Origin of the sequence: Mesorhizobium sp. M0954, assembly GCF_040319155.1 — a bacterium.
Classification (GTDB): domain Bacteria; phylum Pseudomonadota; class Alphaproteobacteria; order Rhizobiales; family Rhizobiaceae; genus Mesorhizobium.
In genome coordinates this window covers 126969-147573 of record NZ_JAMYNR010000011.1, presented here as the reverse complement: position 1 = coordinate 147573, position 20605 = coordinate 126969, and the positions used below count along the sequence as shown (strand labels likewise).

Annotated in this window: 26 protein-coding genes; 16 read left to right on the top strand and 10 right to left on the bottom strand. The window is 62.6% G+C overall.

Annotated elements, in window-relative coordinates; all coding sequences use genetic code 11:
* Positions 1 to 95: 95 nt before the first annotated feature.
* The 5 genes from NKH93_RS17260 (at position 96) to NKH93_RS17240 (ending at position 1613) form a co-directional block, all read left to right on the top strand.
* Positions 96 to 314 (top strand): hypothetical protein, encoded by a 219-nt coding sequence (locus tag NKH93_RS17260; RefSeq protein WP_352472892.1) that lies wholly within the window; start codon positions 96 to 98, stop codon positions 312 to 314.
* Positions 315 to 340: 26 nt separating this feature from the next.
* Complete coding sequence (locus NKH93_RS17255; RefSeq protein ID WP_352971075.1) at positions 341 to 778, top strand: GFA family protein; 438 nt, start codon at positions 341 to 343, stop codon at positions 776 to 778.
* Between the two features lie 148 nt (positions 779 to 926).
* Entirely contained in the window at positions 927 to 1085 is a 159-nt protein-coding gene (locus tag NKH93_RS17250; RefSeq protein WP_023716639.1) for a hypothetical protein, read from the top strand.
* A 126-nt stretch (positions 1086 to 1211) separates the two neighbouring features.
* A complete protein-coding gene (locus NKH93_RS17245; RefSeq protein WP_352971073.1) occupies positions 1212 to 1391 on the top strand; it encodes a hypothetical protein in 180 nt (59 codons plus the stop codon).
* A 3-nt stretch (positions 1392 to 1394) separates the two neighbouring features.
* Positions 1395 to 1613 (top strand): hypothetical protein, encoded by a 219-nt coding sequence (locus tag NKH93_RS17240; protein ID WP_352971071.1) that lies wholly within the window; start codon positions 1395 to 1397, stop codon positions 1611 to 1613.
* Positions 1614 to 1656: 43 nt separating this feature from the next.
* Here NKH93_RS17240 and NKH93_RS17235 read toward each other — a convergent pair whose 3' ends face one another.
* The gene (locus tag NKH93_RS17235; protein ID WP_352502195.1) at positions 1657 to 1917 is read right to left on the bottom strand and encodes a hypothetical protein; all 261 of its coding nucleotides are present in this window, start codon (positions 1915 to 1917) and stop codon (positions 1657 to 1659) included.
* Between the two features lie 446 nt (positions 1918 to 2363).
* Here NKH93_RS17235 and NKH93_RS17230 point away from each other — a divergent pair, with 446 nt between their 5' ends.
* From NKH93_RS17230 to NKH93_RS17190, 9 genes are all read left to right on the top strand, one after another.
* Positions 2364 to 3080, top strand: a complete 717-nt coding sequence (locus tag NKH93_RS17230) for a GntR family transcriptional regulator (protein WP_352502196.1) — start codon at positions 2364 to 2366, stop codon at positions 3078 to 3080.
* The gene (locus tag NKH93_RS17225; RefSeq protein WP_352455311.1) at positions 3080 to 4174 is read left to right on the top strand and encodes an LLM class flavin-dependent oxidoreductase; all 1095 of its coding nucleotides are present in this window, start codon (positions 3080 to 3082) and stop codon (positions 4172 to 4174) included. The genes NKH93_RS17230 and NKH93_RS17225 overlap by 1 nt, the downstream gene beginning before the upstream one ends.
* On the top strand, positions 4174 to 4719 hold the full coding sequence (locus tag NKH93_RS17220) for a flavin reductase family protein (protein ID WP_352768347.1): 546 nt from the start codon (positions 4174 to 4176) through the stop codon (positions 4717 to 4719). Before NKH93_RS17225 ends, NKH93_RS17220 begins: the two co-directional genes overlap by 1 nt.
* Positions 4720 to 4799: 80 nt before the next feature.
* Complete coding sequence (dctP, locus tag NKH93_RS17215) at positions 4800 to 5777, top strand: TRAP transporter substrate-binding protein DctP (RefSeq protein WP_352971069.1); 978 nt, start codon at positions 4800 to 4802, stop codon at positions 5775 to 5777.
* A 58-nt stretch (positions 5778 to 5835) separates the two neighbouring features.
* The gene (locus NKH93_RS17210) at positions 5836 to 6348 is read left to right on the top strand and encodes a TRAP transporter small permease (RefSeq protein ID WP_352502198.1); all 513 of its coding nucleotides are present in this window, start codon (positions 5836 to 5838) and stop codon (positions 6346 to 6348) included.
* Positions 6349 to 6351: 3 nt separating this feature from the next.
* Entirely contained in the window at positions 6352 to 7662 is a 1311-nt protein-coding gene (locus NKH93_RS17205) for a TRAP transporter large permease (RefSeq protein ID WP_352818997.1), read from the top strand.
* Between the two features lie 26 nt (positions 7663 to 7688).
* Positions 7689 to 8402: a hypothetical protein gene (locus tag NKH93_RS17200; RefSeq protein ID WP_352819000.1), complete on the top strand. Its 714-nt coding sequence runs from the start codon at positions 7689 to 7691 to the stop codon at positions 8400 to 8402.
* Between the two features lie 42 nt (positions 8403 to 8444).
* Complete coding sequence (locus NKH93_RS17195) at positions 8445 to 9203, top strand: HpcH/HpaI aldolase family protein (protein WP_352819003.1); 759 nt, start codon at positions 8445 to 8447, stop codon at positions 9201 to 9203.
* A 12-nt stretch (positions 9204 to 9215) separates the two neighbouring features.
* On the top strand, positions 9216 to 10172 hold the full coding sequence (locus tag NKH93_RS17190; protein WP_352819006.1) for a C-terminal binding protein: 957 nt from the start codon (positions 9216 to 9218) through the stop codon (positions 10170 to 10172).
* Between the two features lie 210 nt (positions 10173 to 10382).
* Here the strand turns inward: NKH93_RS17190 and NKH93_RS17185 are convergent, their stop codons facing one another.
* The 8 genes from NKH93_RS17185 to NKH93_RS17150 all read right to left on the bottom strand — a co-directional run bounded on the left by NKH93_RS17185 (position 10383) and on the right by NKH93_RS17150 (position 17715).
* Positions 10383 to 10862 (bottom strand): MaoC/PaaZ C-terminal domain-containing protein, encoded by a 480-nt coding sequence (locus NKH93_RS17185; protein ID WP_352971066.1) that lies wholly within the window; start codon positions 10860 to 10862, stop codon positions 10383 to 10385.
* A 1-nt stretch (position 10863) separates the two neighbouring features.
* Complete coding sequence (locus tag NKH93_RS17180) at positions 10864 to 11940, bottom strand: Gfo/Idh/MocA family protein (protein WP_352819012.1); 1077 nt, start codon at positions 11938 to 11940, stop codon at positions 10864 to 10866.
* Entirely contained in the window at positions 11933 to 12262 is a 330-nt protein-coding gene (locus NKH93_RS17175) for an L-rhamnose mutarotase (protein WP_352502205.1), read from the bottom strand. The genes NKH93_RS17180 and NKH93_RS17175 overlap by 8 nt, the downstream gene beginning before the upstream one ends.
* 9 nt (positions 12263 to 12271) lie before the next feature.
* Positions 12272 to 13384, bottom strand: a complete 1113-nt coding sequence (locus NKH93_RS17170) for a mandelate racemase/muconate lactonizing enzyme family protein (protein ID WP_352819015.1) — start codon at positions 13382 to 13384, stop codon at positions 12272 to 12274.
* A 4-nt stretch (positions 13385 to 13388) separates the two neighbouring features.
* Positions 13389 to 14486 carry an ABC transporter ATP-binding protein gene (locus NKH93_RS17165; protein ID WP_352472909.1) on the bottom strand — a complete coding sequence of 366 codons (1098 nt, stop codon included), beginning with the start codon at positions 14484 to 14486 and terminating at the stop codon, positions 13389 to 13391.
* Between the two features lies 1 nt (position 14487).
* Complete coding sequence (locus NKH93_RS17160; RefSeq protein ID WP_352451567.1) at positions 14488 to 15354, bottom strand: carbohydrate ABC transporter permease; 867 nt, start codon at positions 15352 to 15354, stop codon at positions 14488 to 14490.
* 2 nt (positions 15355 to 15356) lie between these two features.
* Positions 15357 to 16253, bottom strand: coding sequence for a carbohydrate ABC transporter permease (locus tag NKH93_RS17155; RefSeq protein WP_352451568.1), 897 nt, complete (start codon positions 16251 to 16253; stop codon positions 15357 to 15359).
* Between the two features lie 142 nt (positions 16254 to 16395).
* The gene (locus NKH93_RS17150; RefSeq protein ID WP_352768372.1) at positions 16396 to 17715 is read right to left on the bottom strand and encodes an ABC transporter substrate-binding protein; all 1320 of its coding nucleotides are present in this window, start codon (positions 17713 to 17715) and stop codon (positions 16396 to 16398) included.
* Between the two features lie 158 nt (positions 17716 to 17873).
* On the opposite strand from NKH93_RS17150, the gene NKH93_RS17145 reads away from it, so the two are divergent.
* Positions 17874 to 18662: an IclR family transcriptional regulator gene (locus NKH93_RS17145; RefSeq protein WP_352971062.1), complete on the top strand. Its 789-nt coding sequence runs from the start codon at positions 17874 to 17876 to the stop codon at positions 18660 to 18662.
* Between the two features lie 67 nt (positions 18663 to 18729).
* The gene (locus tag NKH93_RS17140) at positions 18730 to 19566 is read left to right on the top strand and encodes an amidohydrolase family protein (protein WP_352971059.1); all 837 of its coding nucleotides are present in this window, start codon (positions 18730 to 18732) and stop codon (positions 19564 to 19566) included.
* A 68-nt stretch (positions 19567 to 19634) separates the two neighbouring features.
* Here the strand turns inward: NKH93_RS17140 and NKH93_RS17135 are convergent, their stop codons facing one another.
* Complete coding sequence (locus tag NKH93_RS17135; RefSeq protein ID WP_352971056.1) at positions 19635 to 20600, bottom strand: ABC transporter permease; 966 nt, start codon at positions 20598 to 20600, stop codon at positions 19635 to 19637.
* Between the last annotated feature and the right edge of the window lie 5 nt (positions 20601 to 20605).

Sequence of the window (20605 nt, the reverse complement as noted above, 5' to 3'; positions counted from 1 at the left end):
GCCGTAAGGCTGAATGTTCCGGGCCGGGTCCGTTCCGTCTCGCCGGAACCATTTCCGCCATCGTTTGTTCGGCCCGAAGAAAGGAGCCGCGCGAAATGGAGCGACGTAACGCGTTAATTGCGATGGTGATTTCGGCCATCATCATCGTCGGCTTTCTCATCGGTTTTTTGTACGGCGATATGGGCTGGCGAACTTCGCCGCTCAAAAGAGCCCCTGAGCAGAACCAGGGTGGCAATGCTCCGGCCGACACCTCGCCTGCCGCCGGCATCAAGAAGAACCCCAAGGAAAATACCGAAATGCCAGGCCAGCAATGAGTGAGACTCAGCAATGAAGGCAGGCAATGCCACGAACTGAAACGGGGTCCTGTTTTTGCGGCGCCATAACGGCGGAGATGCGCGGCGAGCCGTTCTGGGTTTGCTCCGATCACGATGACGACTGCCGCAAGGCGATAGGAAGCCCGCTATCGGTGTGGGTCGGCTATCGGCCTTCCGAATTCACATTGCTCACCGGCACGCCGAAGACCTTTTCGAAAACCCCAGGCGTGCTTCGGTCCTTCTGTGCGGATTGCGGAACATCGATCGGCTATGTCGACCAGGGCCTGCCCGACGAACTCTATCTGTCGATCGGCTTTCTCGACCACCCCGAACGGTTTCCGCCGCAGGCCCACGCATATTGGGACATGAGGCTTCCCTGGGTCGACTTTCCAGACGAGCTGACGCGGCTGGGAAGGTATTCGAGGCGGCGCGATCCCCCGTTCGGAAATCCGGCGGACCGCTAGCCTGCTGCCCGCCTGCAGGTGGAAAACGTACCGTTCGCAGTTTCGTACGAATACGACAATTGGCGCGCGGCCGAAAACGCGCAATTATAGGCCAATGGGCCGCCGTTTGGATGACAAGCTCGATTGCAAGGCGTGTGGGACGATCCTGATGGAAATTCCCGACAACCCGAAGGATTCGACGCCGATCTATTGCAGCAATTGCGGCGCCTATCTTGGCGAATGGGGCGATCTGCAGGAGGATTTCTTCAGGCAGGCGTTCGGTGCTCAGGCCTTCGATCTGAACAACGGAAACATCATCAAGAAATAAATCCTGGATCCCGCCGGCCAAGCCACGGCCTGCGGGCCCGGCTATTCGCGGCAATTGCCGTTCGGACCGGGCCATCGGGAACCTTTCTCCCGAGCCGCTTGTTTGGGTGGCGGAAGGAGACACGCCATGAGCACAAAACCTCCCCCTGTGCCGCCGAAGAACCTGAGCCCAAAGGGCGCCGGTGACAAAAAACCGGTAGCAGCCGACCAGGCGCCGCAATCGACCGTGCCGGATCCCGACAAGCAGGGCCAGCAAGGCAATACGAAGGTCAACACCACCCATCAAGGCAACGTCCAGGATCGCTAGGTCATGTCCACGTCGAAGAAGACTCCTGCCAGCATCCGCCAGGGCGGTCCCGGCGCCGCGCACGAAAACGCCAAGAAGCCGCTGAGCGTCGAAAAGCCGCCGGCCGACTCCGACCGTCGCAGCCACAGCAAGGTCTCCGGCGGCGGCGGCGAACGCGACAGCCACCATACCCACGACCCCGAAAAGAAAGGCGACACCCGGTCCGCGCATCAGGACAAGTGAAGTCGGGCGGCGACGCGACGACCGGTGAGGTTCGAGCGAAGTGTCAGCGGGGACGGCGCGCCGAGGCAATCGGCACGACGTTGTCGACCACCGGCAAATCAAACAGCATCGGAAGCCCCCGCGTCGCGGCCATTTCCACGATCAGCTCCTCGATGGAGTGATCGGTCAGACGCGTCTCGACGCCCAGCCGGATCATCGCCGCCAGCTTGTGCACCGGCACCGGCACGGACTTCGCCCGGTCGTCGAGCAGCTTGCTGATTTCGATCACGACGTCGGCGTCGATATTCCTGGGCAAGTCTCGCATAAGCGCCTCCCCGCCAAACGAAACGAAAAGCCCGCCGCACCTTTCGATACGGCGGGCGATCCAGTAATGCGTACCGGCGAGGGATCGGGGTGGGCGTGCCGGCGCGCGCAGATCGCAAGTAATTTTAGTTAAATCCGTCAACTTCGATGTGTCACGGAAAAACGTCTGTACGCTTTTTACCGAACCGCGCGGATCGCTGGCTCTCCCCGCCGTCGCGCGGCGCGACCGCACGGATGGCGTGACCCTTTGCCCTCCGGACGGCGAACTCAAACAGTATACATTATAAACTTAAAACATCTTGCCAGGTGATCCAGCCTATGCTCCACTTGAGCCGGGAACATGGCTGATAGGTGGATTTCTGCCGACACGTGGCTGCATTTCAAACGGCACGACTGCGAGAACACAGCCTCAAACAATATACGAAATCTTCGCATGGGAAGGCGTGGATGACGGAAACGATAGAGCTCAAACGGGTTGGCGATGGCAATCTGCGTGCCCAGGTCTATCAACAAATCCGGCTGACGATACAGCATGGCGAATTGGCGCCTGGCCAGAAGCTCGTCGATGTCGATATAGCCGCCCAGCTCGGCATTTCCAGAATGCCTGTCCGCGACGCCTTGATGCAGTTGGTGCATGAGGGCTATCTCGTCGGCACGACACGCGGCTTCACCCTGCCCACGCTTACCGCGACGGATGTCGCCGACATCTTCGAGGTCCGCCGCCTGCTTGAGCCACGGGCCGCCGCGCACGCCGCACGGACACTTGACGCCGCTGGCCTCAAGACGCTGGCAGCCGCGCTTCGGGAGGCCGAGGCTGCGGCCGCCGCCGGCGATGCCGACCGCTTTTTCCAGGCCAATTCGGCATTCAGGAATTGTTGGCTCGGCGCCGTCGAGAACGAGCGCCTTTCCCAAACGATTGCAAGGTTCGCCGACCATGTGCTCGTCGTCCGCTTAAGGACGCTGTCGCACCAGCCGACGCAGGCCGTCATCGTTGCCGGCATGCGCGCAATCTATGAGGCATTCGTCAAGCGCGACGCCGTCGCCGCTTACGACCGCATGACCCACTTCATTCAGAACGCCGAGGAGCGTTTCACGAAGCTTAGCCCACCGTTTCAAAACTCCAACGGTGAAGGTGAGGGCATGTCGCGGCAGGGGAAAGCATGATCAGGAAGCAGCACCCGCTGAAAGGGCCGAACAGGTTCAAGCTCGGCGTCTTTTCAATGAATGCCGATGGCGGCCTGGCAATGACCACCGTTCCCGAGCGCTGGCGTGCCCGCTGGGAAGACAACCTAAACTCCGCCTGCATCGCCGATCGCGCCGGCCTCGAGTTTCTGCTGCCGATCGCCCGCTGGCGCGGCTTCGGCGGTTTGACGCATGTGCGGGAATGGTCGTTCGAGACGTTCACCTGGGCGGCGGGCCTTGCTGTCGCCACGGAAAACATCGGCCTGTTCATGACGGTGCATGTGCCGCTGGTTCATCCGCTGCAGGCTGCAAAGGCGCTGGCGACGGTCGACCACATCTCCAACGGGCGTGCCGGCTTGAACATCGTCTGCGGCTGGAACCCGGATGAGTTCGCCATGTTCGGGCAGACGGTCGGCGAGCGGACCTACGATCAGGCCGAGGAATGGATCAACATCATCGTGCGTGCCTATCAATCGAGGGAGCCGTTCGACTTCAGCGGCGAGTTCTATGATCTGAAGGGCGTCGTCAGCCGGCCGCCAAGCCTGCAGGCGCCGCGACCGGTGACCATGAACGCCGCCTTCGGCGCGCCGGGGCGCAACTACGCAGCGCGCCACTGCGATTATCTGTTTTCGACCTTTTCCGAAATTGCCGACGGCCGTGCGCATGTGGTCGACATCACCAACCGCGCGGCCGAAGTCGGGCGCGAAGTCGGCGTCTATACGGTTTGTCACGTCGTCTGCCGGGAGACCCAGCAGGAAGCCGAGGATTACTACCGGCACTACGCGCTGGAATGCGCGGACGAGGGTGCGGTCGACGAGCACATGCGCAAGAAGAAGGAATTCGCGAACTCGCACGATGCGAAGGCTTTCACCGAATATCGGCAAAGGTTCGCCGGCGGTGCCGGAACCTTCCCACTCATCGGCACGCCGGAAAAGATCGTCGACGACCTCACCGAGATCATGGACCAGGGTTATTCCGGCGCCGCCCTCACATTCGTCAACTACACCTACGAATTGCCATTCTTCTGCGACCGCGTGCTGCCGCTGATGCGCCAGGCCGGGCTTCGAGTAAATTGATGCCGGCGGCCGCCATTCCGACGCCGTGGGTGGATGGGCACGACGCCATCAATCCGCGCGCCTTCAAGCAGGCTATGCGGGCCGTGGCGGGCTCGGTCGCCATCCTCGCGTCGGAACATGACGAGATCGGTTTTTGCGGTATCACGGCGACGGCCCTCTGTTCGTTCAGCGCCGAGCCGCCTTCCCTGCTGGCCTGCGTCAACCGCGGCAGCACCTTTGCCTCGGCCATTCGCGAAGGCTCGCCGTTTTCGGTCAATCTTCCCGCCGGCGACCAGGAGAACGTTGTACGTGCCTTTGGCGGCATGACCAAAGCCAAGGGCGCCGCGCGGTTCTCGTCCGGATCATGGGTGCGTGGCGAAACCGGCGCGCCCTTGCTTGTCGGCGCACGGGCAATATTCGAATGCCGGGTGGCCGAAATCATCGTGCGGGCATCGCACATGATCGTCATCGGCATCGTGTCGGGCGTTGCGCTGGACCGCGCTCATCGATCGCCGGTCTTCTACGCGCATGGGCGGTTCCTGACAGTAGGAGATGATGCCAACTAACCGCCGTTCACGCGGCGGCGCGGCGATTGCAATTTTAGATCGAACCCGATCATGGACGAACTATCAAAGGGAGTATGGCAATGCGCATTTGGAAATCCCTTGTTCTGGCTGCACTCATGTCGGGTGTGGCGGGTAGCGCCGCGGCCGAAGAGGTCGTCCTCAACGCCGTGCATTTTACGCCGACGCAGAACGGCTACGCGCAGAGCTTCCTGAAGTTCGTTCAGAAGGTGAACGAAAAGGGCAAGGGCGTGGTCCAGATCAACGTCCGTGGCGGGCCGGAGGTCATTCCGCCGATCCAGCAGGGCGCGGCGCTCAGGAGCGGCCTGATCGATGTGATCGACACACCGGCAGGGCAGTTCCTCGAACTCGTGCCCGAAGGCGAGGTTTTCTCCGCATCGACGAAGACGCCGTGGGGGGTCCGCGACAATGGCGGCTGGGATTTCATCAGCGGAATTTTCGAGAAGAAGGCCAATGCCCACCTGCTGGCGCATGTCGACGCGGGCTCGGGCTTCAACGTCTTCACCGTCGACGAACCCAAGCTCAACAGCGAAGGCAGCATCGACTGGGGCAGCCTGAAAATCCGCTCGTCGCCGCTCTACCGCGATTTCCTTGAATCCTTGGGCGCAACGGTGATCGTGCAGGCGCCGGGGGATGTCTATACCTCGCTCGAGCGCGGCGTCGTCAATGCCAACGCGTATACCGTGTTTGGCTATGCGTCGTTCGGCTGGGACAAATTCACCAAATACCGTGTCGACCCGCAGTTCTTCAAAACCGACGTGCTGATCTCGATCAACAAGGCGAAATGGGACACGCTGTCGCCCGAAGCGCAGAAGCTGCTTGCCGACACGGCCGTCGAATACGAGCGCGCGAGCTATGACGCCAACCTTGCCCAGTCCGAAAAACAGGCACAGGCGATGATTGACGGCGGGCAGAAGGTGATCAGCTTGACCGGCGCCGGCCGCGACAAATTCCTGGCGGCTGCCACGCAGGCGAGCTGGGCGAGAATGGCCAAACGCGATCCCACCAACATCGATCAGTTGAAGAAATTCTTCCAGTAGCCCGAGCCGAGGGCGCTGGTGCGCCCCTTCATCAAGGTGGACATGAGGGTCGTCGCGCATGGACAGATTGTTTGCAGCGATTGGGAAGCTGAGCCTTGCGTTGGCGGCGGCGGCAAAAGTGGTGCTTGGCCTCATCATCGTCGCGGTGGTTGCTGATGTGTGCGTCCGCAATCTGGGCCTGAGGCCGCTTGCCTGGGCGGTGTCGGCGACGGAATACGGCCTGCTTTACGCGGCATTTCTGCCGATGCCATGGCTGGTCCACAGCAAGGGCCATGTCTTCGTCGAGTTCCTGCGCCAGGCGCTGCCGGTGCGGGCACGGGCGGTGCTTGAAAAGCTGGTCTATCTCGCCTGCATCGGCGTCAGCCTCTACCTCGGCAGCGTCGCTCTGTCTTCGCTGACAAGTGCCGTTGCGGGCGGCGAATATGAAACGCGCAGCTTCGATATGCCGAAATGGCTGGTCTTTCTGCCCATCATGCTCGCCTTCTATCTCTCGGCGCTGGAATGGCTCAGATATCTGCTCGGCCGTGACACGCTGTACACGCTCGATCCGCTGGAAATGGAAGGGCTCTGACCGGTGGCCTGGCTGTTTCCATTCGCCGTGCTCGTTGGCACCATCCTGGTGTTGATGGGCCTTGGGCTGCCGGTCGCCTTCGCGTTCTTCGTCACCAATGTGATCGGGCTGTATCTGTTCTTCGGCGGCTCGATCGGCGTGACGCAGATGGTCGCCAACTTCTCCGACGCTGTCTCGACCTACGCGCTTGCCCCGCTGCCGATGTTTCTCGTCATGGGCAGCCTGTTCTTCCGCTCCGGCCTCGGCGAGAAGGTCATCTACGCGCTCGACCTGTGCATCGGCAATCTGCGCGGACGCCTCGCCTATGTCGTGCTGGCCGCCGGCACGATCTTTTCCGCGCTGTCGGGCTCGAGCCTCGCCAATACCGGCATGATGGGCTCGCTGATGGTGCCCGAGATGCTGAAGCGAGGCTACAAGCCGCATATGGCCTACGGCCCGGTGCTTGGCGCCGGAAGCCTTGCCGTCATCATCCCGCCATCCTCGCTGGCCGTCTTGCTCGGCTCGCTGGCCCAGATCGACGTCGGCGCGCTGCTCATCGCGGGGGCTCTGCCTGGACTGCTGCTCGTTGTCATGTATGCGGCGCTGATCTTCGCGCAGACAAAGATCGATCCGGACGCCGCTCCGCACTATCCGGTACCCGCCGTTCCCGCGGCCGAGAAGGTGAGGGCGGTCGCCGTCAACATCATTCCGATGAGCGTCATCGTGTTCATGGTGGTCGGCACGATCATCCTTGGAATAGCGACCCCGACCGAGTCGGCAGGCCTCGGCTGTGCCGCCGTCTTCGCCTTGTTGGTTGTCTACCGACGGTTCAGCTGGTCGGTTGTCTGGAAGTCGCTGGACGATGCGATGAAGGTCACCGGCATGACCTTCCTGATCATCTCGGCTTCGACGACGTTCTCGCAGATATTCGCCTTCTCCGGCGCCTCCAACGGCTTTATCCAGTTCATCGTCGGCTACGATCTTGGACCGTATCCCATGCTGCTCATGATGGTGCTCGTCATCCTGCTGCTCGGCATGTTCATGGATCAGGTCTCGATGATGCTGATCACGCTGCCGATCTTCCTGCCGATCGCCCAGCAATTCGGCTACGAGCCGGTATGGTTCGGGCTGATCCTGCTGCTCGCCTACGAGGTCGGCTTCACCACGCCGCCGTTTGGTCTGCTGCTGTTCATCATGATCGGCGTTGCGCCGAAAGGCACATCGCTCAAGACGGTTGCCATGGCTGCGGCGCCTTACATCGCGCTGACGCTTCTGCTGATCCTGCTGATTGTCCTCTTTCCGCAGATCGCTCTCTTTCTTCCGAATTTGATCTAGTCGAACTCGATCCAGCAGGTGTCCACATGCGCTTTGCCTATCTTGCTTTCTTCCATGATGACCGCGAGGCAAATTTGGCCATCGCCGGTGAAGACGTTGACGCCGTGCGGCGTGTGATTGCATCGACGCCGGGCCTTGCGCTTGCAAACATCTATCTGCCCGAAGTGGCGACGGACATGTTCAACAACGATGGTCCACCGCCGGTCTTTGGCTTCCAGCTCTATTTCGACGAACTGGCGGGCATGGAGGCGGCGCTGGCGCCGTCCGGCCATCTGCAGGCGCTTGCCGCACCTGGTATGCTGTCGAGCATCGCCGGTTCGAGGCCGACGCAACAGGCAATGTGCGTGCGTCCGTTTCCCGTCGACGACGCTGGCGTCAAGACGTCCGGGCTGCCCTGCAGCTATCTTGTCCACTATCCCGGGCCGGCCGAAGACATGAATGCCTGGCTCTACCACTATGTGACGCATCATCCGCAATTGATGCGGGGCTTCCCCGGCATTCGCCACATCGAGGTTCTGTCGCGACTGGATTGGTGCGGTTCGCTGCCCTGGCCGCGGATCGACCATATGCAGCGCAATCGCGTCATGTTCGACAGTCCCGCTGCATTGACGCACGCGCTGCAATCGCCGGCGCGGCTGGAGATGCGCGCCGACTACAAGACCTTCCCGCCGTTTTCAGGCGGCAGCCGGCATTTTCCGATGTCGACGGAAGCCGTGCATCCTTCGTCAAGGGCCACATAGGCAAACAGGTTTTTGCCGACGCCGAAAATTTCTGGAGATTTCATGTACGACTTTCGCAAGAAATGTATCTCTCTCGATCGCCTCATCGGCACCTTCTGCGCCATCCCGCACCCTGTGGCGGTCGAAGTGGCCGCCGCCAGCGGGGTCGATTTCCTGTGCATCGACTGGGAGCATTCGCAGATCGGCCGCGAACGGCTCGAGGATCTGATCCGCGCCGCCGATGTCCACAAGGTTCCCGCGATGGTGCGCGTTCCCGGCCACACGCCGGAGTGGATGGCCGCCGCGCTCGACGCCGGCGCGTCGGGTGTCCTGGTACCCCGCGTCTCCACGGCCGAGCAAGCGCGCGTGGCGGTCATGGCCTGCCGGTACCCGCCGGTCGGCGCCCGCGGTGTCGGCCCGGGCCGCGCCGCCGGTTATGGCTACAGGATTCCGGACTACCTCAACTCGGCCAACGATGTCCTGACGGTCGCCATCCAGGTCGAGACGGCCGAAGGGCTCGCCAACATCGACGACATCGTCCAGGTCGACGGCGTCGACGTGATCTTCATCGGTCCCGGCGACCTGTCGGTTTCGATCGACGCCATGGGGCCGGCCGGCCAGGACAAGCTCAATGCAGCGATTATGAGGATCGCGGCCGCGGCGCGCACGGCCCGCAAGGCCGTCGGCATCTTTCGCCCTTCGGCGGATGATGTCGGCAAATGGTCGCGGCACGGCATCAGCTTCTACATGCTGGCCAGCGACACGATGTTTCTCGGGGCCGGCCTTGCCGCCGGCGTCGCCTCGGCGCGCAGCGCCTCATAGCAAGAGTTTGCCATGAAGATCATCAAGACCGACGGTGTGCTGTCAGTCGAGGAGGAGCAGCTGCGCTACCTCGACGGCTTGAACGTCGAATTTGTCGAGAAGACGCTGCTCACGGAAGATGCCCTGATCGAACACTGCCGCGACGCCGACGCATTGATGGTATTGCGGGAGCCGATCACGGCTCGCGTTTTGGCGGAACTGAAGAGGCTCAAGGTCATCGGGCGGTTCGGCGTAGGGCTCGATTCGATCGACGTCGAGGCTGCCAGCCGTGCCGGTGTTCAGGTAACCTACGTGCCGGACGCCAATCTGGTTGAAGTCAGCACCCACGCCATGGCCCTGATCCTGGCCTTGACGCGCAGGCTGAAGCAGTTCGACAGCGCGGTGCGCGCCGGCCGCTGGGCTGCAATGACCGATGGCGCCGGCATCACACGGCCCGACAGGCAGATCCTCGGCCTGATCGGCTTCGGCCAGATCGGGCGACTGACTGCCGAGCGGGCGCGGGTCTTCGGCTACCACATCATCGCCTACGACCCGCATATGCCGGCCGAGCACATCGCGGCCGGTGGTGCCGAACCGGTCGGCTTGGACGAGCTGCTGGCCAGGGCCGACATCGTCTCGCTGCACGTTCCAGCGACACCGGAGACCAGAAACATCATGTCGGCGCAAGCCCTGTCGCGGATGAAGAAAGGGGCGATACTCATCAACGTGGCCCGCGGCGGCCTGGTCGACGAGGTTGCATTGGCGGACGCGATCCGGCGCGGCCATCTGGCAGGCGCCGGCATCGACACGTTCGAGCGGGAGCCGCCTTCGCCCGACAATCCGCTGCTGGCGCTGGACACCGTCCTGGTCAGTCCACACGCGGCGCACTACTCGACCCAGTCTTACGCGGAGGTTCGCAACAAGGTGTTTGCCGATGTCGCATCAGTCCTGCGCGGCGGCAAGCCTGTATATCCGGTCAACCGGATATGACCAATTCCCGATGTCGGCACCACCTCTATCCGCCTGCTCCGCGGAACCCAAGTCCTGCAAGTCGGGGTTCGCAGGGCGATAAGGGGCAGCGCCTGTCGCGATTTATCCGGTTTGCCACATTTTGTTCTTGCTTTGTGCCGGCAGCTATGCTACTAATTTGCGTATGGTGATGATTCACCGAGGACCCGCCGCAAGGCGGTTTTTTTGTCTTTAGGTTTCAGCGTCATCTGTCGAGGCTCTGCTCGGCTTGTCGCGACGCTCGACGATGTAGATGTGATCGGCGACCAGCACCACGTCGCCATGCTGGTTGATCACCTCGCAGCGCTCGACGACCCGGCCTGAATCGGGTCGCTTCGGGTCGTCTTCCCTAGCCGAGATGGTGGTGCGGGTCCTGATCGTATCGCCGATGAACACCGGCTTGATGAAGCGCAGCCGGTCGTAGCCATAGGAGAAGGCAACCGGGTTGACGACGCTGGCCGTCAGCCCGACGCCGACCGAAAACACCAGCGTGCCGTGGGCGATGCGCTGCCCGAACGGCGTCGCCTTCATGAACTCGGCGTCCATGTGGTGGGGAAAGAAATCACCGGTATGGCCGGCATGGACGACGAAGTCGGTCTCGGTGATGGTGCGCCCGCTGGTCATGCGCGACGACCCGATCCGGTAGTCCTCGAAATAGACTGTCTGCTCCATGTCAGGGCCTCGCCGCTATCGGTGTTGCCGGCGCCGCGCTCGATCGGTAGGCGGCTTCGACCAGCGCCATGGTGTTCCAGCCGTCCTCGACGGAACTGACAAGCTCGGCGTCCTCGCCCGACGCGTAGCGCTGGACATTGGCCATGCGGCCGGCAAAGGCGTCCGGAAACCATGCGCCGACGAGTGGAACCGCAATCCAGTCCGTGCCGCCTTTGGGGTAGATTTCGAGAATGTCCGGCTCGCCGCGCGGATAGTCGAGGTTGACGCCCAGTTTGAGGTAAGCGGCGCCTTCGGTGCCGCAGATGCGGAATTCGCAGGCCTGGTGTTTTCGACCGAATTTGTGATCGTGGTTGATCGACAGTGCACAGCGCACCGTGTCGCCATAGTCGAGAATCGCGCTGGTGCGCGTTTGCGCAACCTTGTGGCCGGGATGGCCGAGCGTCTTGGCGTGAACCCCCTTGGGGTCGCCGAGCAATTGTCGGATCAGGTCGAGATAATGGATCGAATGCATGGCGATCTCGACGCGCGGCGCCTGCAACAGGAATTCCCAGAGCTGCCAGGGTGTCGCCAGCGCCAGCCATGCATCGAAATCGACCACTTCGCCCAGCCAGCCCTTGGTGATCGCATCCTTGAGTGCCAGCATCATCGGCGCGAAGCGAAGCTGGAAATTCACCGCCGCCTTCAGGTCTTTGGAGCGGCAGATTTCTAGGATCTCGGTCGCCTCGGCGAGATTGCTGCCCATCGGCTTCTGGATCAAGGCCACGGCATTGTCGGGCAACGCCCTGAGCACGCCGGCGTGGTGAGCCGGGGGCGTCGCCAGATCGAAGACGGCGTCCTTGATTGACGCAGCTTCCTCGACCGACCGGTAAGCGGTGACGCCCCATCTCTGCGCCAGTTTTTCCGCCTTGGCCAGGTCGGGGTCGAACAGCCCGGCAACCGGGAAGCCGGCTTTCCCATAGGCCGGGAAATGCGCATCGCCGACGATCGAGCCGGCGCCGAAAATCACGATCGGCCTGGGCTTTGACGGCTGTGCCCAGGCCTGGGAAAGCGAGGCAGGATCGAAAATGTCATCAGTCATAATGGAAGACTTCGTCCATCGACGCCCACCACTCGCCGTCCTTGCGGGTCGGCAGCGGCTCCTGGCATGGCATGCAGAGCGCCCACCATTCCTGCGTCGTGGGATCGGCGGCCATCTTCGCCATGTCGGCGGCATAGTCGGTGCCGTGGTACTCGAAGGTGCTGAACAAAAGGTGCTCCGGCTCCCTCAGATAAATCGAATAATTCTTGATGTTGCAGGCGGAAATCATCTTGAGGACGTCCGGCCACACGGCAGCGTGAAGCCGCACATACTCGGCGACTTTCTCCGGCTTGAGGCCGAGCACCATTCCCATTCGCTGCATGTCCGCCTCCTATTTTTCTATCGTCGTGGTGAATTCCGCGATGCTCTTCGCCTTGATCGCATCCCAGTCCCAGTCGATACCAATGCCGGGTTCGTCCGGCGCCAATGCGTGCCCGTCCTCGATGCGCATCTTCTTCCCAGTCAGCTCGTCGAGCTGCGGAATATACTCGACATATCTGCCGTTCTGAACGGCGCACGTCAGGCTGACATGCAGTTCCATCAGGAAATGCGGGCAGACCGGGATGTCGAACGCCTCGGCTGCATGCGCCACCTTCAGCCACGGCGTGATGCCGCCGATGCGACCGACATCGACCTGCACGATCGAGCATGCGCCCTTCTGCATATATTCGCGGAAATGCCGGATCGAGTAGAGCGACTCGCCGACGGCGATCGGCGTCGACGTCGCATTCGACAGGCGGATATGGCCGTCTATGTCGTCGGCCGGCAACGGTTCCTCGATCCAGGCGAGATCGAGTTCACGCAAGCGCTCGGCCCGGCGGACTGCCTCGTCGACCGAGAAGCCCTGGTTGCAGTCGGTCATGATTTCGTAGGAGTCTCCAACCGCCCGGCGCACCGCCGTCAGCCGGACAAGATCCTCGGAGCCGTGCGGCTTGCCGATCTTGACCTTCGAGCCGCGAAACCCCTTGCCCTTGGCGGCCAGCGCATCCACGACCAGCGCCTCGGTTTCGATATGCAGCCAGCCGCCTTCGGTCGTGTAGAGCGGGCAGCGGTCCTTGGCGCCGCCGGCCAGCTTCCACAGCGGCAGCCTCTGTTTCTTGGCCCGCAGGTCCCAAAGCGCAGTGTCGATGGCCGCCAGCGCGATTGCCGTGATCGCGCCGATCGTCGTGGCATGGGTGGCGAACTCCAGCTCGTGCCAGATCGCCTCGATCATGTCGGCGTCGCGGCCGATCAGCCGCGGCGCAAGGTGGTCGGCCAGCAGCCGCATCACCGAGGAGCCGCCGGTGCCGATCGTGTAGCTGTAGCCGGTGCCGACCGCGCCGTCGGCGTCGGTGATGGTGACGATCGGTGTTTCCTGGCTGACAAAACTCTGGATGGCATCGGTGCGCTTGACCTTCGGCACCAGGTCGACCATCCGCAGTTCGATTTTCTCGATCTTTGCCATGGTTTTAACCTCGCAATGTCTTGCCCGTTTCAGCAGAAAACAGATGGGCCTGCGACAGGTCCAGGCTCATCTTGACCCGGTCGCCGGCTTTCAGCGGCTTTGGATTGAGCATCCGCGATACCCAGTCGCTGCCGTTGAATTCGGCGAACACCAGCGTCTCGTTGCCGAGCGGCTCGGTGACGGTCACCGGCAACTCCAGCTGGTGGACGTCGACGTCTTCGCCGGAGCTGATGCCATGCCCGGTCGGATAAATGTCGTCGGGCCTGAGGCCGAACACGACTTTGTCGCCGGCCTCGATATTGGCCTTGAACTGGCTGGGCAAAGGCAGCCTCTCGCCGCTGGCGAACAGCAACTGTCCGTCGTCGACAACCGCCTCATGCAGATTCATCGGCGGCGAGCCGATGAAGCCCGCGACGAAGCGTGTCTGGGGCCGGCGGAAGACCTCGTCGGGTGTGCCGACCTGCTCGATGAAACCGTCACGCATGATGACGATACGGTCCGCCAATGTCATCGCTTCGACCTGGTCATGGGTGACGTAGATCACCGTCGACTTGACCTTGGCATGCAGTTTCTTGATCTCGGTGCGCATCTGCGTCCGAAGCTTGGCGTCGAGATTGGAAAGCGGCTCGTCGAACAGGAAGACGTCGGGATCGCGCACGATGGCGCGGCCCATGGCGACGCGCTGGCGCTGTCCGCCGGACAGCTGCGACGGCCGGCGGTCGAGCAATTGGTCGAGGCCGAGAATGCCGGACGCTTCGGCGACGCGACGGTCCATTTCTTCTTTCGCGGCGCCCGCTATCTTGAGCGAGAAGCCGAGGTTTTCGCGCACCGTCATATGCGGATAGAGCGCGTATGACTGGAACACCATCGAGATGTTGCGCGAGCGCGGCGGCAGGTCGTTGACCATGCGGCCGCCGATCTCGATGATCCCGTCGCTGATCGCCTCGAGGCCGGCGATCATGCGCAGGGTTGTCGACTTGCCGCAGCCGGACGGCCCGACCAGCGCGATGAACTCGCGGTCGGCGACCTCGAGATCGATGCCGTGCACCACCGCCACCGGGCCGTAGCTTTTGGTGAGGTTCTTGAGCGATACAGTTGCCATGTCAGCCTTTCACCGCGCCGGAAGTGAGGCCGCCGACGAGGTGTTTCTGGACGATGAAGGTAAGCGTGAGCGCCGGTATGACCATGACCACGGCGAGCGCGCACATGCCGCGCCAGTCGATGGTGAATTCGGCTGTATAGTCGAGCAGGCCGACCGGCAGGGTCTTGGAGTTGATCGAGCGCGTCAGCTGCGAGGCGAGCGCGAACTCGTTCCATGAAGTGAGGAAGGCAAAGATGCCGGCCGAGGCGATGCCGGGCCCGGCGAGTGGAAACTCGACCTGCCAGAAGGCCTGCCAGCGCGTGCAGCCGTCGATCTGCGCGGCTTCGGCGAGATCTTTCGGCACCTGGCGGAAAAAGCCGTCGATCAGCCAGACGGTGAACGGCACGTTAAGCGCGACATAGACCAGGATCAGCCCGAAATGCGTGTCGATGATGCCGAGCCGCGCAAAGACGAAGAACAGCGGCAGCGACAGTGCGATGCCGGGCACCGTGCGCGTCAGCATCAGGCCGAGGAACATCGCCGATTTGGCGCGAAAGCGGTAGCGCGCAAAGGCGTAGCCGCCGGCCATGCCGATGACGATGGCGATCACCGTCGAGGTCACCGAGATGATCAGCGAATTGCGGAAGTAGTCGAGCACCGGAATGCCGCCCTGGCCGACGCCGCTGAACATGGCGATGTAGGCGTCGAGCGAGAGTTGCTGCGGGATCCACACCGGCGGCTTGGCCATGATTTCGACGGTCGGCCGCAGCGACGACAGCACGATCCAGATGCCGGGCAGGCAGATGACCAGCATGGCCAGGAACAGTCCGATGCCGTGAACGATTCCGAGCGCTTTGTTGCCGACGCGATGCAGGCTGTTCTGGTCCATCCTCACCACTCCGCCGCGATCTGCGTGCGCGCCGCGGCGAGCTTTCGGTAGAAATAGACGGTGAACAGTATCGATAGCAGGATCGAGAAATAGGCCATGGCATTGGCCATTCCCATCCTGGCATCGCCATAGGCGGTGCGGGCGACCAGCGTCCAGACCAGTTCAGTGCGGCCGGCGGGGCCGCCGTCGGTCATGATCTTGACGATGTCATAGGCGCGCGCGACGTCGAGTGAGCGGATGGTCATGGCGATAAAGGCAAACGGCATGATGAACGGCCAGGTGACATAGCGGAATGTCTGCCACGGCGTGCAGCCGTCGACGCGGGCCGCCTCGACCGGTTCGCGCGGCATCGCCAGCAGCCCGGCCAGGATCAGGATCGCGAACACCGAGGTCGACGACCAGATCTCGGCGATCAGGATGGCGATGAAGGCGAGATTTCCGTCGATCAGCCACGGGATGGCGCGATCTGTCAGGCCAAGCCCCTGCAGGGCGTTGTTCACCAGGCCGATATTGTCGTTGAACATGAATTTGAACTGGAAGCCGACGAGGATCGGCGAAAACATCATCGGAAACATCATGATGGTGCGCAGGATCCGCTGGCCGCGCGACGCTTTCTCCACCAGCAGGGCCAGCCCGAGCCCGATCAGCATTTCCAGGTTGAGCGCCACCGTCAGCAGCACCACGGTGCGGGCAAAGGCGACCCAGAAAGCGCGGCTGGTCAGGATGGCGACGTAGTTGCGCGCGCCGATGAAGACCCAGAACGTCTCCGGCCTGGTCAGCCGGAACGGCGTGAAGCTGGAATAGAGCGAAAGCAGCAGCGGCACCACCACCACCGCCGCCAGAACGATCACCGCCGGCAGCAGGAGCAGCAATGGCGGCGAAGGTCTCCAGCCTTTCATGGCGATCCGGTTCTGGTTGGTGCCCGGATACCGAAGGCCGCCATCGGCCAGCCGGGATCAAGACAAAGCGTGTTGCGCATGGTCCGAAAAAAGTTCGGGGGCGCCGCTCTTCGATGAGCGCGGCGCCCCCTTGGGAAAATGGTCAAAGCTTGCCGGCGTCCTCGAGGATCTGCGTGGCCTTGGCGGCAGCGTCGTCCAGCGCCTGCTTGGAGGTCTTGTCGCCGAGGATGGCGGCCTGCAATTCGGGATAGACGGCGTTGGAGATTTCGATCCATTCAGGTGTCTGCGGCACGGCAAAAGCGTGCTTTGCCTCCTCCTGGAAAGCCGCCAGCACTTCCTTCTTGTAAGGATCGCTGGCCGCCTGCTGGATATCCCAGTCCCACACCGCCGTGCGGGTCGGCAGTGGGCCGCTTGCCGCCTCGAGCTTCTGGCTGTCCTCATTGGTCAGGAACCAGACCAGCGACGCCGCGGCCTCCTTGCTGGCGCAGTTTTCGGTGACCGAAAATCCGTGGTGCCCCGACCAGCCGGTGCGAATGCCGGCCGATCCCTTCGGCGCCACCTTCACGCCGACATTGCCGGCGACCTTCGACGACTTCGGATCGTTGAAAAAGCCTGCCCAGCCCGGCCAGTCGAGGTTGATGGCGACGGTGCCCGAGGCAAAGCCCTGGCCGAGATCGTCCCACAGATAGTTGGTGGTGCCGGCCGGCACCGCCTTGGCCTTGTAGAGATTGACGAACCAGTCGAGCGCGTGCACGCCGGCTTCCGAGTTGAAGGCCGGCTTGCCATCCTTGTCGAGGTATTCGCCGCCGTCGGCGATGAGCATCTCGTAAAAGCGGCCGTTGATCGCCTCTTCCTTGCCGGCGAACTGGGTGCCGTAGAAATCGGGCGGGCTGGCGAAGAATTCCGCCTGCTGGGCGACCTCGTCCCAGGTGTCGGGCGGTGTCAGATCCTTGCCGTACTTGGCCTTGTAGGCGGCCTTCTTGGCTTCGTCCTGGTAGAGGCTCTTCTGGTAATAGAGCGCCGAGACGTCGAACTGCGCGCGAGGCAGCATGACCAGCTTGCCCTCGAGCGTGGAGGCCTTGATCGTCGACGGCACGAAGGCGTCGATCTCCTCCTTCGGCAGCAGCTTGTTGAGATCGGTGTAGATATCAGGATATTGCGGCGCGAAGGACGAGTGGTTCGACCCGACGCACCAGTTGATGCTGCCGGAGGCGATGTCCGACTTGATCTCCTTGTCGAGCTCGAAGTGGTTTTTCTTCGAGATCACGTTGACCTTGGCGCCGGTCAGTTTTTCCCATTCGCCGATGCGCGCGTACAGCCCTTCATATTGCTGGCCGCCGATCAGCTTGGCGTCGATGGTGACGCCGTCGAATTTACCGGGCAGGTCGGCAGCAAGGGCAGCACTCGCACCAAGTGCGAGCAGCGTTACGCCGGCCGACAGGCCGCAAAACAGTTTCGTCATTGTATCCTCCCAAGAGTCTGCGTCGATCCATAGCGAGGGCTGATCGGCAGCTTCATTCATATACAAACAAAACATTTATAGGATCGTCAAGCCGAAAGTTCTTCCGGAAGCAATGCCGTTATGCGTATATGAAAGGTGAAATTCACTGGAGAAGCCCAATGGCAGAGGACGAGGAAGACGACCGCTATCGAGCCCCGGCGTTGGACAAGGGGCTCGACATTCTCGAGCTGCTGGCCGGCGTCGACGGCGGCCTGACGCAGGCGGAAATTGCCAAGAAGCTCGACCGCAGCCCGAACGAGTTCTACCGCATGCTGGACCGGCTGGTGCGGCGCGGCTACGTCACGCGGCCGGATGGCGACCGTTATTCGCTGACACTCAAGCTGTTTGGCCTCGCGCAGCTGCACGCGCCGGTGCGCCGGCTGGTTTCCTATGCGACGCCGCTGATGCGCGAACTGGCCGAAACCACACAGCAGGCAAATCAGTTGGTTGTCTTCGACCGCGGTTCCGCGGTGGTGATCGCACAGCAGGAGGCGCCTGATTACTGGGGCATCTCGATCCGCGTCGGCTCGCATATCAGCCTGTTCGACACCGGCTCCGGCCATGTGTTGCTGGCGTTCCGCCAGCCGGAAGAGCGGCAGATGATGATCTCAGAACATCTGCGCAGCACCGACAAGCCACCGCAATCGCCGGAGTTCTTTGCCCGCCTCGACCAGATCCGGGAACGCGGCTACGAGATGATGGCATCGATGCAGACCGCCGGTGTCTTCAACCTGTCGACACCGGTTCTTGGTTCGGACGGCAGGGCGATCGCCGCGCTGTCGATCCCCTACATAACCCTGGTCAACGCACCCAAGGCGCCCGACATTACGAGGACGATTGAGCTGCTGCTGGCAGCGACCGAAAAGCTGTCGCAACTGGCGGGATCGACCGTCAAGCAATCGCGATGAATTCTTATTTGAATGAAGAATTTCTCCGTGAGATGATCTCGAAGTCGCCAAGGAGGAGCGCGCCACCATGATCTTCGACACCCATCTGCACCTGATCGACCAGTCCGCGCTGCGCTATCCCTGGCTGGCCGGCGTGCCGGCGCTCAACCGCGATTTCTCCTACGTCGAATATGCAGTCCAGGCCCGCCGTGCCGGCATCGACGGCGCATTGCATATGGAGGTCGATGTCGATCCTGCCGACATCGAGGCTGAAACCAGCCGTGTCAAAGCGCTGTCGCGGGAAAAGGCCAGCTTGCTGCGGGGGGCAATTGCCTCCTGCCGTCCGGAAGAGCCCGGCTTTGCCGCCTATCTCGAGCGCCAGCGCGCCGATCCTTTCGTCAAGGGCTTTCGCCGCGTGCTGCACGTCATGCCGGACGAGCTTTCGGAGGGCGCGCTGTTTCGTGAAAACATCAAGCGGCTTGCCGGCAGCGGCCTGACCTTCGACCTTGTCGTTCTGCCGCACCAGATCCCCAAGGCGATTGCACTCACCGACCTCGCGCCGGACGTGCAGTTCGTGCTCGACCATTGCGGCGTGCCCGACATCAAGGGTGGTGCCGAGCACCCCTGGCGCGAGCACATGGCGGAGATCGCGCGGCGTCCGAACGTCGTCGGCAAAATTTCCGGTGTGGTCGCCTATGCGGATGCCGGATCCTGGACTGTCGAAACGCTGCGTTCCTATGTCGAGCACACCATCGAATGCTTCGGCTGGGACCGCGTTGTGTGGGGCAGCGACTGGCCGGTCTGCACGCTTGGCGGCGGGCTTGCGACCTGGGTGGCGGCAACGCACGCGCTGCTTGCCGGCACCAGCGCCGATGAAAGGCAGCAACTGCTGTCCGGCAACGCCAAGCGGCTGTGGCGTTTGTAGAGCATTTTGCAGCCAAGTGATGGAATCACATGGCGTCGCACAAATGCGGCTAAAACGAATAGGTGGCCTCAGATCGTCGCCGACACGTGCCGCTCGCGACCGTAGAGCGAAACCAGGAGCACGATGACCAGGCCAAGTGCCGCCTGCACCGTCGAGGGCCGGAAGCCGAGGCCGATCAGCAGCGTGTTGATCTCCGTCAGCACCAGCACGCCGGCAACGGTGCCGAAATAGCTGCCGCGGCCGCCGACAAGGGCGGCGCCGCCGACCACCACGGCCGCGATCGTCTGGAACAGATAGGGCTGGCCGACATCGCCATAGGCAGAGCCGGTGAAGCCGAGCAGCAGCACGCCGGCTGCGGCGGCGAAGAAGGCGCTCGCGGCATAGGTCACGGTCCACATGCGGACTGGATCGATCAGCGCCAGCGGCGCAGCACCTGGATTGCTGCCTAGGGCGTAGAGACGGCGGCCGTATGGCGTGCGCGCCAGCACCAGCGCCACCAGCAAGGTCAACACCAGTACGCATGGCACCAGCCCCGGCACCGGCAGCGGTCCCACCGAACCGCCGATCGAAACGAAGGCGGAAACCGCTTGCGGCGCCGATCCGGACGGAAAGCCGCCGGTCCACAACAGGACGGCGCCTTGCACGATCATGCCAGTGCCGAGCGTGACGATCAGCGGGTGGATGTCGAGCCCGCGCGAGATCAGGCCGTTCAGCGCCCCGATCAGTATGGCGAGCGCGACGACGACTGCGCAGACAAGGGCAAAATTCCAGCCGCCGCCGTAGAGCTGTGCGGCAACGACATTGGCAAAGCCGATGATGAAGGGGATCGACAGATCGATACCGCCCAGGATTACGACGAGGGTCTGGCCGATCGATGCCACCGCCAGGAGCGAGGCGATCACCAGCAGCGCCCGGATGGCGAACGGCTGGGAGTAGCCCGGGATGAGCAAGGTGCCAAGGAGATGCAAGGCGACAGCGACGGCAAAGGCACCGGCGACGCGGGCATTGGTGGACTGGAACCAGTTCCGGCTCATGCTTC

Coding starts and splice junctions, on each gene's coding strand:
- NKH93_RS17235 (WP_352502195.1), bottom strand. CDS start 1,917: ATGCGAGACTTGCCCAGGAATATCGACGCCGACGTCGTGATCGAAATC.
- NKH93_RS17155 (WP_352451568.1), bottom strand. CDS start 16,253: ATGAAAGGCTGGAGACCTTCGCCGCCATTGCTGCTCCTGCTGCCGGCG.
- NKH93_RS17190 (WP_352819006.1), top strand. CDS start 9,216: ATGAAGATCATCAAGACCGACGGTGTGCTGTCAGTCGAGGAGGAGCAG.
- NKH93_RS17170 (WP_352819015.1), bottom strand. CDS start 13,384: ATGGCAAAGATCGAGAAAATCGAACTGCGGATGGTCGACCTGGTGCCG.
- NKH93_RS17180 (WP_352819012.1), bottom strand. CDS start 11,940: ATGACTGATGACATTTTCGATCCTGCCTCGCTTTCCCAGGCCTGGGCA.
- NKH93_RS17255 (WP_352971075.1), top strand. CDS start 341: ATGCCACGAACTGAAACGGGGTCCTGTTTTTGCGGCGCCATAACGGCG.
- NKH93_RS17175 (WP_352502205.1), bottom strand. CDS start 12,262: ATGCAGCGAATGGGAATGGTGCTCGGCCTCAAGCCGGAGAAAGTCGCC.
- NKH93_RS17145 (WP_352971062.1), top strand. CDS start 17,874: ATGGCAGAGGACGAGGAAGACGACCGCTATCGAGCCCCGGCGTTGGAC.
- NKH93_RS17135 (WP_352971056.1), bottom strand. CDS start 20,600: ATGAGCCGGAACTGGTTCCAGTCCACCAATGCCCGCGTCGCCGGTGCC.
- NKH93_RS17220 (WP_352768347.1), top strand. CDS start 4,174: ATGCCGGCGGCCGCCATTCCGACGCCGTGGGTGGATGGGCACGACGCC.
- NKH93_RS17210 (WP_352502198.1), top strand. CDS start 5,836: ATGGACAGATTGTTTGCAGCGATTGGGAAGCTGAGCCTTGCGTTGGCG.
- NKH93_RS17195 (WP_352819003.1), top strand. CDS start 8,445: ATGTACGACTTTCGCAAGAAATGTATCTCTCTCGATCGCCTCATCGGC.
- NKH93_RS17150 (WP_352768372.1), bottom strand. CDS start 17,715: ATGACGAAACTGTTTTGCGGCCTGTCGGCCGGCGTAACGCTGCTCGCA.
- NKH93_RS17200 (WP_352819000.1), top strand. CDS start 7,689: ATGCGCTTTGCCTATCTTGCTTTCTTCCATGATGACCGCGAGGCAAAT.
- NKH93_RS17140 (WP_352971059.1), top strand. CDS start 18,730: ATGATCTTCGACACCCATCTGCACCTGATCGACCAGTCCGCGCTGCGC.
- dctP (WP_352971069.1), top strand. CDS start 4,800: ATGCGCATTTGGAAATCCCTTGTTCTGGCTGCACTCATGTCGGGTGTG.
- NKH93_RS17260 (WP_352472892.1), top strand. CDS start 96: ATGGAGCGACGTAACGCGTTAATTGCGATGGTGATTTCGGCCATCATC.
- NKH93_RS17245 (WP_352971073.1), top strand. CDS start 1,212: ATGAGCACAAAACCTCCCCCTGTGCCGCCGAAGAACCTGAGCCCAAAG.
- NKH93_RS17185 (WP_352971066.1), bottom strand. CDS start 10,862: ATGGAGCAGACAGTCTATTTCGAGGACTACCGGATCGGGTCGTCGCGC.
- NKH93_RS17230 (WP_352502196.1), top strand. CDS start 2,364: ATGACGGAAACGATAGAGCTCAAACGGGTTGGCGATGGCAATCTGCGT.
- NKH93_RS17160 (WP_352451567.1), bottom strand. CDS start 15,354: ATGGACCAGAACAGCCTGCATCGCGTCGGCAACAAAGCGCTCGGAATC.
- NKH93_RS17250 (WP_023716639.1), top strand. CDS start 927: ATGGAAATTCCCGACAACCCGAAGGATTCGACGCCGATCTATTGCAGC.
- NKH93_RS17240 (WP_352971071.1), top strand. CDS start 1,395: ATGTCCACGTCGAAGAAGACTCCTGCCAGCATCCGCCAGGGCGGTCCC.
- NKH93_RS17165 (WP_352472909.1), bottom strand. CDS start 14,486: ATGGCAACTGTATCGCTCAAGAACCTCACCAAAAGCTACGGCCCGGTG.